We start from the raw sequence: 13,203 nt of genomic DNA, 5'->3' as shown, positions 1-13,203 counted from the left end.
GGGTAGCAGGTTCTCACCGATTAGGCAGATCTGGTGGGCTAGTCCATGGGAGGATTAAGCCCACCAGGGCAGGGCGTTGCTTGAATTACTACGTGCAAAGGTGATGCTCAAATTTGCATTCTGATCACATGACAGAGCATCCAGGTTATTGCCAGCAATTGAGAGTGGTACTCAATCGGTAGTTATACATAAACGCAAACATTGTTACTACTTGCTGATTATCCAGAAGAAGGGCGCACGGCGATAACTGCTAGTCAATTCAAGGGGAATTGAAATGGCAGTCACCGCTCCCGTGGACAGAACTTACGATCAGGACATCGATGGTGTCCTGTCCGGGGAACGTTGGGACAGCCTCGATCTGACCTACAGCTTCCCCTCCGCGGCCAACATCTATGGAGGCCGTTACGGTAACGGAGAAAATCAGAACAATTTCCAACCGCTAACCGCTATTCAGAGCGCAACGGTCCGCAAAGTCTTCGCGATGATCTCGGACGTGACTGACCTGAGCTTCGTCGAAATCCAGGAGACATCGAGCCAGCAAGCCGATCTACGTTTGGCACGATCCGATGAGCCCAATACTGCATGGACATACCTTCCGACGAAGGCACCGGAAGCGGGCGATGCTTGGTTTCGGACGAGCGGCGGTTGGTTCGATCTGCCGATTCCCGGAAACTATGCCTATTACGTCTTCATCCACGAGATACTTCATCAAATCGGCCTGAAGCATGGCAATGAGGCAACCGGCTTCGGAGCCATGACGCCGGACCGTGACTCCATGGAGTATTCGCTGACGACCTACAGGTCCTATGTCGGGGCGGCCGGACGCTACGTCGAGAATGAAGGTTGGAGCTTCGGGCAGACCCTGATGATGTACGACATCGCCGCGCTGCAACGGATGTATGGCGCGGATTTCTCCACCCGCAGTGAAGACACGACCTATCGTTGGAGCCCGTCCACCGGTGAGACCTTCATCGACGGGGTGGGGCAGGGTGCGCCGGGAGGCAACAGGGTCTTCATGACCCTCTGGGATGGGGGAGGGAACGATACCTTCGACTTCTCGAACTACAGGGTCGGTCTGAGCGTGGACCTGCGGCCCGGCGAGTGGTCGACAACCTCGGCCCAGCAGCTTGCCGATCTCGGCGGCGGGAGGCCGGCCCGACGCAGTATTGCCAACGCTCTCCTGTATAACGGGGACGTCAGGTCGCTTATCGAGAATGCGGTGGGCGGGACGGGCAGCGATGTGCTCGTCGGCAATGCGGCCCCGAACACACTGAGGGGAGGACCGGGCGCAGACCGCCTCAGCGGCCTCGACGGAGCCGACACGCTTCATGGCGGCGCCGGCAGGGACGTTCTCACCGGCGGAGAGGGAAAGGACGTCTTCGTCTTCGACACGAACCCCAGGAAGAGCGCCAACCTGGACCATATTGTGGATTTCTCGGTGACGGACGACATTATTTATCTCGAGAATGCAGCCTTTTTGCATCTCAGCCGTGCCGGCAAGCTTCCATCTGCGGCATTCTGGACCGGGTCCAAGGCCCATGACCCGTCCGACCGGATCATTTATGACAAGAAGACAGGCGCACTCTATTACGACGCCGATGGGACCGGAGACAGCAGCCCGATCAGATTCGCTCAGCTGGACAAGGGGTTGAAAATGGCCGCTGGCGACTTCCGGATCATCTGAGGCCGCGCCCGGGCCCGGACCACCTGCTCCTGGACGCTCAGGGAGCACCGCTACATTCCGTCAATTTGACTTCCCGCCGGGTTTAGAGGACATCACGCGGTTTGATGAACCTGTGCCTATGGGAAACCTTGCCGGCACGAAGGATTGCCCGCCTCCGGAGTGATTGATGGACGGTTCTGTCCCCCAGCAGCGGATGTCTCTGCGCTACCTCTCCGTTGCCCAGCTGACGAGTGTCGTCGAGCGGAGCCATGCCCGCCTCTGCGCCGTTCTCGTGCTGCTGTCGCTTGCCTGCTTCCTGCCGGGCTTTACGACCCTGCAGCCCATGGACCGGGATGAGCCTCGTTATGCCCAGGCTTCCAAGCAGATGCTGGAGACAGGGGATTTCGTCGACATTCGCTTCCAGGACGAGGCGCGGAACAAGAAGCCGGTCGGCATCTACTGGATGCAGAGCGCCACCGTTTCAATCGGGCAGGCGCTGGGCGTGCCGGAGGCGCGGACCACGATCGCTCTTTACCGGATTCCTTCCCTGTTCGGCGCCATCGCCACGGTTCTGCTGACCTATTGGGCGGCGCTGGCCTTCTTCGGACGGCGAGGGGCGTTCCTGACGGCAGCGCTCATGGCGACCTGCGTCATCCTGATGGTCGAGGCGCGCCTGGCCAAGACGGATGCCATGCTGACGGCCTGCTCGGTGGCGGTGATGGGCGGTTTGGCCCGGGCCTATCTGAGTCGTGGGGCAGGGACCCTGCCGAGACGGGCATTATGGCTCTTCTGGACCGGCTTTGCCTTAGGGATCCTCATCAAGGGCCCGCTCGTCATCATGTTCGCGGGCCTCGCCGCTGCCGTGCTGTCCTACAAGGAGCGGTCGGGCCGCTGGCTGATGACCCTGAAGCCCTGGCAGGGGCTGGCCTTCACGCTCGTTGTCGTTCTTCCCTGGTTCATCGCCATTGCGATCAACACCGGGGGCGCATTCTACGCGGAGGCCATCGGACACGACATGCTGGGCAAGGTCGGCGCGGCTCAGAAGGTCCATTGGGCGCCGCCCGGCTTCTACCTGATCTCGTTCTTCGCTACGTTTTGGCCTGGGGCCATTCTGGCGGCCATCGCGGTGCCCTTCGCATGGATCCACCGCCGCGAAGAGCCTGTGGCTTTCGCCCTTGCCTGGGTCGTGCCTTCCTGGATCGTGTTCGAGGCGGTTCCGACCAAGCTCCCGCACTACACGCTGCCACTCCTGCCGGCGGTTGCGATCGTGACGGTCATGGCCATCGCGCGTCATTTCGTCGGACCCCACCGTCCTGCTGCCAAGTTCGCGACAGTGCTTATCCCCTTCATTCCGGTGGGGCTGACGATCGGCCTGTCCGCGATCGGATGGACATTCGACAGGATGATCCCCTTCCGGGCCCTTCCGTTCCTCGTCATCTCCTCGCTGCTTGCGCTCTGGGCCTGGTGGTCCTTCGTGAAGAACCGGATGGTTCCGACCCTCTGGGCGAGCTTCGTGTCGTCCATCTTCCTGGCGATAGGGGTCTTCGGTTTCGCCCAGCTCGACCTGCGCTCCCTCAAGGTTTCGGGCCGGCTCGCCGAGGCGGCTCACAACGTGCCGTGCATGGATCCGCAGGTTGGAACCCTCGGCTACCGCGAGCCAAGCCTCGTCTTTCTGACGGGTACGAACCTTGAGATGATCGATTCGGGAGTCGAGGCCTCCGCATTCCTGAAACAGGGCGGGTGCCGTGTCGTATTCGTGGAAAAGCGATACGAGGCGGAGTTCCGGACGGAGAACGAGCGGCTGAAACAGCAGCCCACGCTCTCGACCCGGATCCAGGGATTCAATATCAACAGCGGGCGGCGGGTCGATATCGCCGTCTATGGGACGGGGTTCTAGAGCTTCGTCCCCTCTTCGAAGAGGCGGCCAGGAATGGCCCGTAAAGAATGACTGAACTTTCCCCGGGACCCCGCATCAGCGTCGTGGTGCCCGTCAAGAACGAGGCGCTCAACATCCTCCCGCTGGTCGAGGAGATCGAGCGCGCCTGCGCACCGCTCGGGCCCTTCGAGGTGGTTTATGTGGATGACGGCTCCACGGACGAAACCGTGGAGATGGTCCTCAGCGCCCGCGCCACGCGACCGTGGCTGCGCCTCGTCCGGCACGAGGCGAGCTGCGGCCAGAGCGCGGCCGTTCGCACCGGCGTTCATGCCGCTCGGGGTCCCATCGTGGTCACCCTTGACGGGGACGGACAGAACGATCCGGCTTTCATTCCCCAGCTCGTGGCGGCGCTCGACGATCCGCAGGTCGCTCTCGTGGCAGGGCAGCGGGTGGGGCGCAAGGACGGCGCCTACAAGAAGTGGCAGTCCCGGATCGCCAACGGGATTCGCGGGCGAATCCTGAAGGATGGGACGCGGGATACGGGCTGCGGGCTCAAAGCCTTTCGGCGGGACGTCTATCTGCGACTGCCATATTTCGACGCCCTGCACCGCTTCATGCCCGCCCTGGTCAAACGCGAGGGGTTCCGTATCGCCCACGTGGATGTGGTCGACCGGCCCCGGCATGCGGGCCGCTCCAATTATGGCATGTTCGACCGGCTATGGGTCGGCATCCTTGATTTAGCCGGAGTCTGGTGGTTGATCCGGCGCCGCCGCCGCGTTCCCGCTGCTCAGGAAATCGTCTGATGTTGATGCGTCTTTCCCATGATCTGGGACTTTTCTTCTACGATGTGGTCATCGCCCGCTTCGACCTGTGGGCAGCCTTCGGCGTGCTGGCCCAGTTCGTGTTCGGCGCGCGCTTTCTGGTGCAATGGGTCGCCAGCGAGAAGGCGGAAAGGAGCGTTATCCCTGTCGGATTCTGGATCCTCTCCATCGTGGGTGGCTTGATGACGATGGTCTACGGCATTGCCCGGCGCGACATCGTCATCATCCTGCCCCAGGTCTTCTCCATCTTCATCTATGTCCGCAACATGATGCTGATCGCGAAGCATAAAAGGAAGGCCCAGGGTCAGATCGTCTCCAGCTCCGAGGTGGAGGCTTCGGCAGGGTAGCCGCCGAAACCGGGCGATCCTTAAGCTGCCTTCGCGTTCGTTTCCCTGAGCCGCGCGAAGCCTGCATCGAGATCCCGCTTCAGATCCTCCAGATCCTCCAGCCCGATATGGAAGCGGAGTGCATGGCCGCCCGGCTCCCATTTGGTCGCCGTACGGTAGGTCGCACAGTTGAAGGGAATTACGAGGCTTTCGAACCCGCCCCAGGAGTAGCCCATGCCGAAGAGGGAAAGTCCGTCGAGCATGGCAGCAAGCGCTTGGTCGGAGCAGGGCCTGAGAATGACCGAGAAAAGGCCGGACGAACCCCTGAAGTCGCGTTTCCAGATCTCGTGGCCGGGGTAGGTCTCCAGGGCCGGGTGCAGCACACGCGCCACCTCGGGCCGCGCTTCGAGCCATCGGGCCAGCTCGAGCGCCTGCTTTTCGTGCTCCCGCAGACGCAGGGCCATGGTGCGCAGGCCTCTCAGTCCGAGGAAGACGTCCTCAGGTCCCGGGCACATGGCAAAGGAATCGTAGGCTTCCCGCAGGCGCTTGAAGCAGCGCTCATTGGCTGAGACCAGGCCGAGCAGCAGGTCCGATCCCCCGCTCAAATATTTCGTGCCGGCTTCGATGGCGAGGTCCACGCCGCGCTCGTGGGGCGGGAAGAGCAGGGGCGTCGCCCAGGTGTTGTCCATCAGGACCACCGCCCCATGCCGGTGCGCCACCTCGGCAATGGCGGGGATGTCCTGCATCTCGAGAGATTGCGAGCCGGGAGCCTCCGTGAACACGGCCGTGGTGTTCGGGCGGATCAAAGCCTCGATACCGGCGCCGATCTGCGGGTCGTAATAGGTGGTTTCCACACCAAAATTTTTGAGGATTCCGTTGCAGAACTGCCGGGTCGGCAGGTAGACCGAATCCGTCATCAGAAGATGGTCGCCCGCCTTCAGGCATGACATAAGGGCAACCGTGACGGCGGCGAGCCCCGAAGGAGCGAGCACGGTACCGGCCGCGCCCGTCAGCTCCGTCCAAGCAGTCTCCAGGGAGTTCGTGGTCGGAGTCCCTTTCGTTCCATAGGAATAGCGCCCGCGGCGGTGCAGCAGATCGTCCGTCGTCGGATAGAGAACGGTCGAGCCGCGATAGATGGGCGTATTCACGAAACCGTGCTGCTCGAACGGCTCCCGGCCGGCATGGACGAGGCGGGTGCGTTCGGAGATGTTCTGGGGCTTTGGAGGGAGTTTTGACATTGCTTCAAGGGCTTGCTGAGGAGACCTGGATCAGAGACCGGGCAGCCTCTGCCGTCAAGTCAGGCAAGAAATGCCTTTCATCAAGACTTGACCAGTGATTAATCATGGAATGTGATGGATCTCGATGCCGTCTCAACCGAGGCGGCGCGGAACGGTCTATCCGGGCGCGGCTGGGGGGTAATAACCAAAAACGGCCGAGCCATGTCGAACTATTGGGAGAAGATACCAACATGAAAAAGGCTCTCGTATCGATTGCCTTCGGCCTGACGGCCAGCCTGTTCGCAACGGGCGCTTCGGCACAGGCGACACTCAACAGCGTGAAGCAAAAGGGCTTCCTGACCTGCGGCTCGAACACGGGCCTCGCCGGTTTTGGCCAGCCGGACGCTCAGGGCAACTGGACGGGCCTCGACGTCGATCTCTGCCGCGCCATCGCCGCGGCCATCTTCGACGACCCGACCAAGGTTCGCTTCATCCCGCTCGCCGCCAAGGACCGCTTCACGGCGCTCCAGTCCGGCGAGGTGGACGTGCTGTCCCGCAACTCCACCATGACGATGTCGCGCGACACGCAGCTCGGCCTCGATTTCCCGGTCATCAACTACTATGACGGCCAGGGCTTCATGGTCCGCAAGAAGCTCGGCGTTTCCTCCGCCAAGGAGCTGAACGGCGCTTCGATCTGCACCCAGCAGGGCACGACGACCGAACTGAACCTTGCCGACTACTTCCGTGCCAACAACATGAAGTACGAAGTGGTGGCCTTTGCAACCTCGGACGAGACGTTCAAGGCCTATGACGCCGGCCGCTGCGATGCGTTCACCACGGACGCCTCCGGCCTCTATGCCGAGCGTCTGCGCGCTTCCGCTCCGGACGATCATATCGTTCTGCCCGAGATCATCTCCAAGGAGCCCCTCGGCCCGGCGGTCCGCCATGGCGACAACCAGTGGGGCGATATCGTCCGCTGGACCCACTATGCGATGCTGAACGCGGAAGAGCTCGGCGTGACCAAGGCCAACGTCGAGCAGATGAAGAGTTCTGAGAATCCGGAGATCAAGCGTCTTCTCGGTACGGAAGGCAAGTTCGGTGAGGCCACCGGTCTGACCAACGATTGGGCCGTGCGCATCATCAAGCACGTGGGCAACTACGGCGAGATCTTCGAGAAGAACGTCGGCGAAGGTTCCAGGCTGAAGATCAAGCGCGGCCAGAACGCCCAATGGACCAAGGGCGGCCTGCAATACGGCATCCCGGTTCGCTAAGCCTGTCCAAGATCAGGACGCCCGGAATTTCCGGGCGTCCTTCTCTCAAAGAACAACAAAAAGCCGCCCGTTCGTGACAGCATTGGCCGCATGAACAGGGGAGGACGGCAGGTATAAAATAAAAAGCCGTCAGAGGATGAACTCAGTGCAGACCGTTGTCAGTCAGACATCGCCCCCCCAAAAATCGTTCCTGTACGATCCGAAGGTTCGTGGGATTTTCTACCAGGTCGTTGTGGTCGCAGCGATCGTCTTCCTGTTCTATGTGGCCGCGACCAACGCCATCGAGAATTTGCAGCGGGCCAAGATCGCCTCGGGCTTCGGCTTTCTCAACAACACGGCCGGCTTCGACATCAGCCAGACGCTGATCCAGTTCAGCGCGGCCGGCGGCACCTACGGTGACGCCTTCATCGTCGGCCTTCTCAACACGTTGATCGTTTCCGCCATCGGGATCTTTTTCACGACAATCCTTGGCTTCCTGCTCGGCATCGCCCGTCTGTCCAAGAACTGGATGGTGGCCAAGGTCGCGATGGTCTACGTCGAGACACTGCGGAACATTCCTCTGCTGGTGCAGCTGCTGTTCTGGTACATCGCCGTCCTCGGCGCCCTGCCGCAGCCGCGTAATTCCCTCGAGATGGGGGCCGGGTTCTATCTGAACTCCCGCGGCCTCTTCATGGCCAAGCCCATTTGGGGCACCAATATCTCGGTTCTCGTTGGGGCCTTCGTGATCGGTCTCGTCGGTACCTTCGTTTACCGCCGCTGGGCCAGGAAGCAGCAGGAACAGACTGGGCGGCAATATCCGGTCGGAAAGGTCACGCTGGCCTTGGTTCTCGGCTTGCCGATCCTCACTTGGATCGTTCTCGCCCTGATCGGCGCGAATCCCATCACCTTCGAGTTACCGCGCAAGGGCACCTTCAACCTTGCGGGCGGCATGCAGATCCTGCCGGAATTCGTGGCGCTGCTGCTCGGCTTGGTCACCTACACGGCAGCCTTCATCGCCGAAGTCGTCCGTGCAGGCATCCTCGCCGTGTCGAAAGGGCAGTCCGAAGCCGCCGGCTCCCTCGGTCTGACCCCCGGGCAGACCCTGCGGCTCGTCGTGATCCCGCAGGCCATGCGCGTCATCGTTCCGCCGCTGACCAGCCAATACCTGAACCTGACGAAGAATTCCTCCTTGGCCGTAGCCATCGGCTATCCCGACCTCGTGCAGGTCTTCATGGGAACCGTGCTCAACCAGACGGGGCAGGCCATCGAAGTCGTCGTCATCACCATGGGCGTCTACCTGACGATCAGCCTCGTGACCTCGTTCATCATGAATATCTACAATCGCCGCGTGGCGATCGTCGAACGGTAGGAGATCGCATGAGCACCGCCGTCGACGTGCCCCGTTTCGTCCGCGCCAAGCAGGTGGAGGCGCTGCCTCCGCCCAATCTTGCTCGCGGTCCCATCGCCTGGGTTCGGGAAAACCTGTTTTCCGGGCCGTTCAACACCGTGCTGACGCTGGTGGTCTTCTACCTCCTGTACGTCAGCGTCCCGCCGCTGGTGCGCTTCCTCTTCATCGATGCGGTCTGGACCGGCACTGACCGGGCCGCGTGCCGGGCCGATTCAGGCGGCAGCGAGACCGGAGCCTGCTGGGCCTTCATCTGGGACAAGATCAACTACTTCATCTATGGCTCGTACACGATTTCCGAGCGCTGGCGGGTCGACGTCTTCTTCGCCCTTCTGGCCATCGGTGTGGCTTGGCTGCTGTGGCTCAGGGCGCCGCGCCGGGATTTGGGGGCTGTCTACTTCTTCTGGATCTTCCCGGTCGTATCCTACGTGCTCCTGACCGGCGGCAATGCCGATTTCGGTGTTCGTTTCTGGATCGGCTTCGCGATCTTCGGGGCACTGGTGATCGCCCTGTTCGCCTTCCTTGCCGCCTTGCTCAAGACGTCGATGCGTCCGGCGCTCATCATGGGCGGCGGCATCGTGGCGGTCATCGGCATTACCCTGGCCCTTGTCGACATCGATTTCGGCCTCGCCCATGTGCCCACATCCTTGTGGGGCGGCATCCTCGTGACGCTGCTGGTGGCGACTGTGGGCATCGTGGTGTCGCTCCCCTTCGGCATCGTGCTGGCCCTTGGGCGGCGATCCAAGCTGCCCATCATCCGGATGGCCTCGGTGATCTTCATCGAGTTCGTGCGCGGCGTGCCGCTGATCACCGTGCTGATCATGGCGAACACCATGCTGCCGCTCTTCCTTCCCGGCGACATCACGGTCGACCGCCTGCTGCGGCCCCTCATCGGCACTGCGCTCTTCGCCTCAGCCTATATGGCCGAGGTGGTTCGCGGCGGCCTTCAGGCCATGCCGAAGGGCCAGTATGAAGGGGCCATGTCCCTGGGGCTGAACTATCCGCAGATGATGAGCCTCATCATCCTGCCGCAGGCGCTGCGGATCGTCATCCCGGGCATCGTGAACACCTTCATCGGGCTGTTCAAGGATACGTCGCTTGTGGCCATCGTCGGCATCTTCGACCTGGTGAAGACCATCGAAGCCTCCCGTATCGACCCGAACTGGGCGGCTCCCACCATCGGCATCACGGGCTATGCCTTTGCGGCCCTGTTCTACTTCATCTTCTGCTTTGGAATGTCCCGGTATTCGCTCGGAGTCGAGCGGCGCCTTGCGGCTGGTCAGAAACGGTAAACACTCATGGCTACGACAATGTCATCCCAAACCGCCCGTTCCGTCGATATCGACCCCAAGGCCGAGGCCGCCGTTCAGATGATCGACGTGCACAAATGGTATGGGGAGTTCCACGTCCTGCGGGACATCAACCTGAACGTGGGCCGCGGTGAGCGCATCGTGATCTGCGGGCCCTCCGGCTCCGGCAAATCCACGATGATTCGCTGCATCAACCGCCTGGAGGAACACCAGAAGGGCCGTATCATCGTCGACGGTGTCGAGCTCACCAACGATCTCAAGCGCATCGACGAGGTGCGTCGCGACGTCGGCATGGTGTTCCAGCACTTCAACCTCTTCCCGCATCTGACGATTCTCGAGAACTGCACTCTGGCGCCGATCTGGGTGAAGAAGATGCCCAAGAAGGAGGCGGAAGAAATCGCGATGCACTACCTGAAGCGCGTCAAGATCCCCGAGCAGGCGAACAAGTACCCGGGCCAGCTCTCCGGCGGTCAGCAACAGCGTGTGGCAATCGCCCGTTCGCTCTGCATGAGCCCCAAGATCATGCTGTTCGATGAGCCGACCTCGGCGCTCGACCCGGAAATGGTGAAGGAAGTGCTCGACACCATGGTGGGTCTCGCCGACGAGGGTATGACCATGCTCTGCGTGACCCATGAGATGGGCTTCGCCCGGCAGGTAGCCGACCGGGTGATTTTCATGGATTACGGGCAGATCGTGGAAATGAACACGCCCGACGAGTTCTTCAAGAACCCGCAGCACGAGCGTACCAAGCTCTTCCTGTCTCAGATCCTGCATTGAGACGCGCCCATCGGAATGCAAGAGGCCCCGGCAATGTACGGGGCCTTTTCGTTAGAGCATCGGACGCAAATTCGAACTCACGTCCGATGCTCTAAGCTTTTGCTTTCCTGCATCTTTCCACGCAAAACCGGTTCCCACTTTTGCGTTCGATGCTCTTGGCCGGAAGCGGATGCATCGAACGGAAAAACAGGTCGGCTTTCGGGATCCTATCAGATGCTGCACCCTCTTGCCGCGGCACCCTTGGCAAGGGTAGCCCGGGCCCACCCTTCACTGACGGGTCCGCGGGCCACCGGTGCGGCCTTCCGGTGGCACGATGCGCCGATCTCTCAGACCTCCGCGACGCCGTATTCATCCGCATACAGATTGGCGACCCGGGTCTGCCACAGGCATAGCGCCGGCGCGACGATGAGCTCGACGATCAATCCGCCGACCATGAACAGGGAGGGCAGGCCGGTCAGCCCAAGGCCGATCAGGCGGCCCACGCCACCAATAACGACCAGCAGGGTCAAAAGCCGGAACCTGCCCGTCCTGATTTCGATGGAGGGCAGGGTGCTCCAGAAGCAGAGACCGATGCCGAGGAGCAGTCCGGACAGGAACCGGAAGTGGCTCTCGGCCGAAATGCTCACGGCGTCGCCCGTGAGCGCCTGCCCGAACAGCACCCCATAAAGCCCGGTCGCGATGGGTATGGTGGCGACGACGGCCACGCTCTGCTGCAACAGTTTCCGCTCGCGTTCCATCCTGGTCATGACCTCCTTTTCCATGAGATTCTGCTCCTTCCCGGACGCGAGACAATCGATTAGGGTCTCCGGCCACAGAATTTTCTCATGTGGGTATGCATTATGCCGACACGGTTCGAATTGCACGGGTTTGCCTTCTCGGGACCGACCTACAAGGTTGCTCTTGCCCTGTCGCTCCTGGGTGAGCCCTTCGACTACGTGCATGTCGACTTGATGGGCGGCGAGCACAAGCAGCCTTCGTACCTGTTCAGACAGCGCTACGGTCAGGTGCCCATGCTGGTCGATCGCAACAATGGTCGACAGCTGTGCCAGTCGGCGGCAATCCTGGAATATCTCGCTGACATGATGGGCCGGTTCGGGGGCGCCAATCTCGACGAGCGCCTGCAGGTGCGTGAATGGATGTACTGGGATTTCGATCGTCTCGCGGCGCCATTGTACAAGGCTCGCGTGATCAAGATCGGCTTCCGTCAGGCCTCCCCCGACGTGTTCGAAGATTGCGTTGCTGCGGCCAAGAACGCCCTGAGCGTTCTGGAGAACCATCTCGCGGGTCGCACATGGCTCGTCGGCGAGGCTGTGAGCATCGCCGATATCGACATCTATGGGGTTGTGACTTTCTCCAACCAGGCGGGGATCGAACTCGCGGCCTATCCCCGGGTGAGTGCATGGACGGGGCGCGTCGAGGCTCTGCCAGGTTTCAAAGCCCAGAAAGACCTGCTGCCGATGGAATCCCGGGTAGCCGCATGACCGACCTGTCGATCCGCGAAGCGCAGGCAGGCGACCTCGAAGCGATCATCCGCCTGCACGAGGAGGACGAGCTGGGCTCGCACGGCGATGTCTGGTCGGACGAGACGCGGCCAGTCTATGAGGCTGCTTTCAGGGCCATTCAGAAGAGCCCGGACAACAGGCTTTTCGTGGCTGTCGACGGCAGCGAAGTCGTCGGCACCTTTCAGCTCACCTTCATCCCCAATCTCACCGCGCGCGGCACAACCCGCGTGAAGGTGGAGAGTGTGAAGGTGAAGGCGGCTCGCCGTTCCGGCGGCATTGGTGCGCAGATGATCGCATTCGCCGCGGATCATGCCCGCACTCAAGGGGCTGCCGCGATGGAGCTGACCTCGAACAAAACCCGCAAGGATGCACACCGCTTCTACGAGAGGCTGGGGTTTGCCCGCAGCCACGAGGGATTCAAGAAAAGGCTTTGATCCGAGGCAGCTCGCTACATGCCGTTATTCCATGGCGAGCAAGGCGATATCCCGATAACCACCAACACGACCTCTCCCGCGCGATACTCCTGTCTCCCGATTGGGGACTGCTTTCGCAGGAAAGCGGGGAGGGGGCTTCTTTTGGTATGGCGAGATTGCTCGTGTGCCGGCTATTGACAAACGGGATTGGACTGGACATATCGGCAGCCCCGCCGGACGGCTGGTTCGGGCGGGCTTCAAGCACGAGCGACGCGGGCCGGGGCGGGATCGTTGGATCCGGCCGCTGGGTCGGGTCGGGATTGCGGATCCTGCGGGATCCCGATCGGCGCCACGAGCCGGGGCGGCCAGTATCTGGCCAGGTTCCAGGGCTCCTCTGACGACACTGGGAAGCATTCGGCTGGCATCGGCTGGTCCGGATGATGATCACGCGGAGGCGAATACGCTTCTGCGAGCGATGAAGCTTGTCCGAATACTATGGACGACGGCGGCGGCGCCGGTTTCGAGAGAAAATCTTCGAAACAGGTGTTGACCTTCGGCAGGGGTTCGGGTAGATCCTCTGCATCGGCGGCGGGGTTCTTCGGGCCTGGCCGCCTTGGACCTTCGAGGCCTGGCGCTCCTTCGG

General features: G+C 61.7%; 12 protein-coding genes. 10 read left to right on the top strand and 2 right to left on the bottom strand.

Translation table 11 applies throughout. The features are described 5' to 3' along the window. The first annotated feature begins 274 nt into the window (after positions 1–274). The 4 genes from DDF70_RS08785 (at position 275) to DDF70_RS08770 (ending at position 4,707) form a co-directional block, all read left to right on the top strand. Positions 275–1,684, top strand: a complete 1,410-nt coding sequence (locus DDF70_RS08785; RefSeq protein WP_114944498.1) for a M10 family metallopeptidase C-terminal domain-containing protein — start codon at positions 275–277, stop codon at positions 1,682–1,684. Between the two features lie 166 nt (positions 1,685–1,850). Then, complete coding sequence (locus tag DDF70_RS08780) at positions 1,851–3,560, top strand: ArnT family glycosyltransferase (RefSeq protein WP_114944497.1); 1,710 nt, start codon at positions 1,851–1,853, stop codon at positions 3,558–3,560. A gap of 47 nt (positions 3,561–3,607) precedes the next feature. Beyond that, the gene (locus DDF70_RS08775; RefSeq protein WP_114944496.1) at positions 3,608–4,342 is read left to right on the top strand and encodes a glycosyltransferase family 2 protein; all 735 of its coding nucleotides are present in this window, start codon (positions 3,608–3,610) and stop codon (positions 4,340–4,342) included. After that, a complete protein-coding gene (locus tag DDF70_RS08770) occupies positions 4,342–4,707 on the top strand; it encodes a lipid-A-disaccharide synthase N-terminal domain-containing protein (RefSeq protein ID WP_114944495.1) in 366 nt (121 codons plus the stop codon). The genes DDF70_RS08775 and DDF70_RS08770 overlap by 1 nt, the downstream gene beginning before the upstream one ends. A 20-nt stretch (positions 4,708–4,727) precedes the next feature. On the opposite strand, the gene metC is transcribed toward DDF70_RS08770, so the two are convergent. Continuing rightward, on the bottom strand, positions 4,728–5,924 hold the full coding sequence (gene metC, locus DDF70_RS08765; protein ID WP_114944494.1) for a cystathionine beta-lyase: 1,197 nt from the start codon (positions 5,922–5,924) through the stop codon (positions 4,728–4,730). Positions 5,925–6,154: 230 nt separating this feature from the next. Here metC and DDF70_RS08760 point away from each other — a divergent pair, with 230 nt between their 5' ends. The 4 genes from DDF70_RS08760 (at position 6,155) to DDF70_RS08745 (ending at position 10,645) form a co-directional block, all read left to right on the top strand. Beyond that, positions 6,155–7,174 (top strand): amino acid ABC transporter substrate-binding protein, encoded by a 1,020-nt coding sequence (locus DDF70_RS08760; protein WP_114944493.1) that lies wholly within the window; start codon positions 6,155–6,157, stop codon positions 7,172–7,174. 136 nt (positions 7,175–7,310) lie between these two features. Continuing rightward, positions 7,311–8,522, top strand: coding sequence for an amino acid ABC transporter permease (locus DDF70_RS08755; protein WP_162820296.1), 1,212 nt, complete (start codon positions 7,311–7,313; stop codon positions 8,520–8,522). A gap of 8 nt (positions 8,523–8,530) precedes the next feature. Then, positions 8,531–9,850, top strand: coding sequence for an amino acid ABC transporter permease (locus tag DDF70_RS08750; protein WP_114944491.1), 1,320 nt, complete (start codon positions 8,531–8,533; stop codon positions 9,848–9,850). A gap of 78 nt (positions 9,851–9,928) precedes the next feature. After that, positions 9,929–10,645 (top strand): amino acid ABC transporter ATP-binding protein, encoded by a 717-nt coding sequence (locus DDF70_RS08745; RefSeq protein ID WP_425374063.1) that lies wholly within the window; start codon positions 9,929–9,931, stop codon positions 10,643–10,645. 326 nt (positions 10,646–10,971) lie between these two features. Here DDF70_RS08745 and DDF70_RS08740 read toward each other — a convergent pair whose 3' ends face one another. After that, entirely contained in the window at positions 10,972–11,382 is a 411-nt protein-coding gene (locus tag DDF70_RS08740) for a DUF4345 domain-containing protein (RefSeq protein ID WP_114944600.1), read from the bottom strand. A gap of 102 nt (positions 11,383–11,484) precedes the next feature. Between DDF70_RS08740 and DDF70_RS08735 the strand changes: the two genes are divergently transcribed. Beyond that, positions 11,485–12,126, top strand: coding sequence for a glutathione S-transferase family protein (locus DDF70_RS08735; RefSeq protein ID WP_162820295.1), 642 nt, complete (start codon positions 11,485–11,487; stop codon positions 12,124–12,126). Continuing rightward, entirely contained in the window at positions 12,123–12,581 is a 459-nt protein-coding gene (locus DDF70_RS08730) for a GNAT family N-acetyltransferase (RefSeq protein ID WP_114944488.1), read from the top strand. The genes DDF70_RS08735 and DDF70_RS08730 overlap by 4 nt, the downstream gene beginning before the upstream one ends. Positions 12,582–13,203 lie beyond the last annotated feature (622 nt).

The sequence above is a fragment of the Microvirga calopogonii genome, assembly GCF_003347665.1.
Lineage (GTDB): Bacteria > Pseudomonadota > Alphaproteobacteria > Rhizobiales > Beijerinckiaceae > Microvirga > Microvirga calopogonii.
The sequence above is the reverse complement of the archived record's forward strand: the minus strand, read 5'-3'. Positions and strand labels throughout refer to the sequence as shown.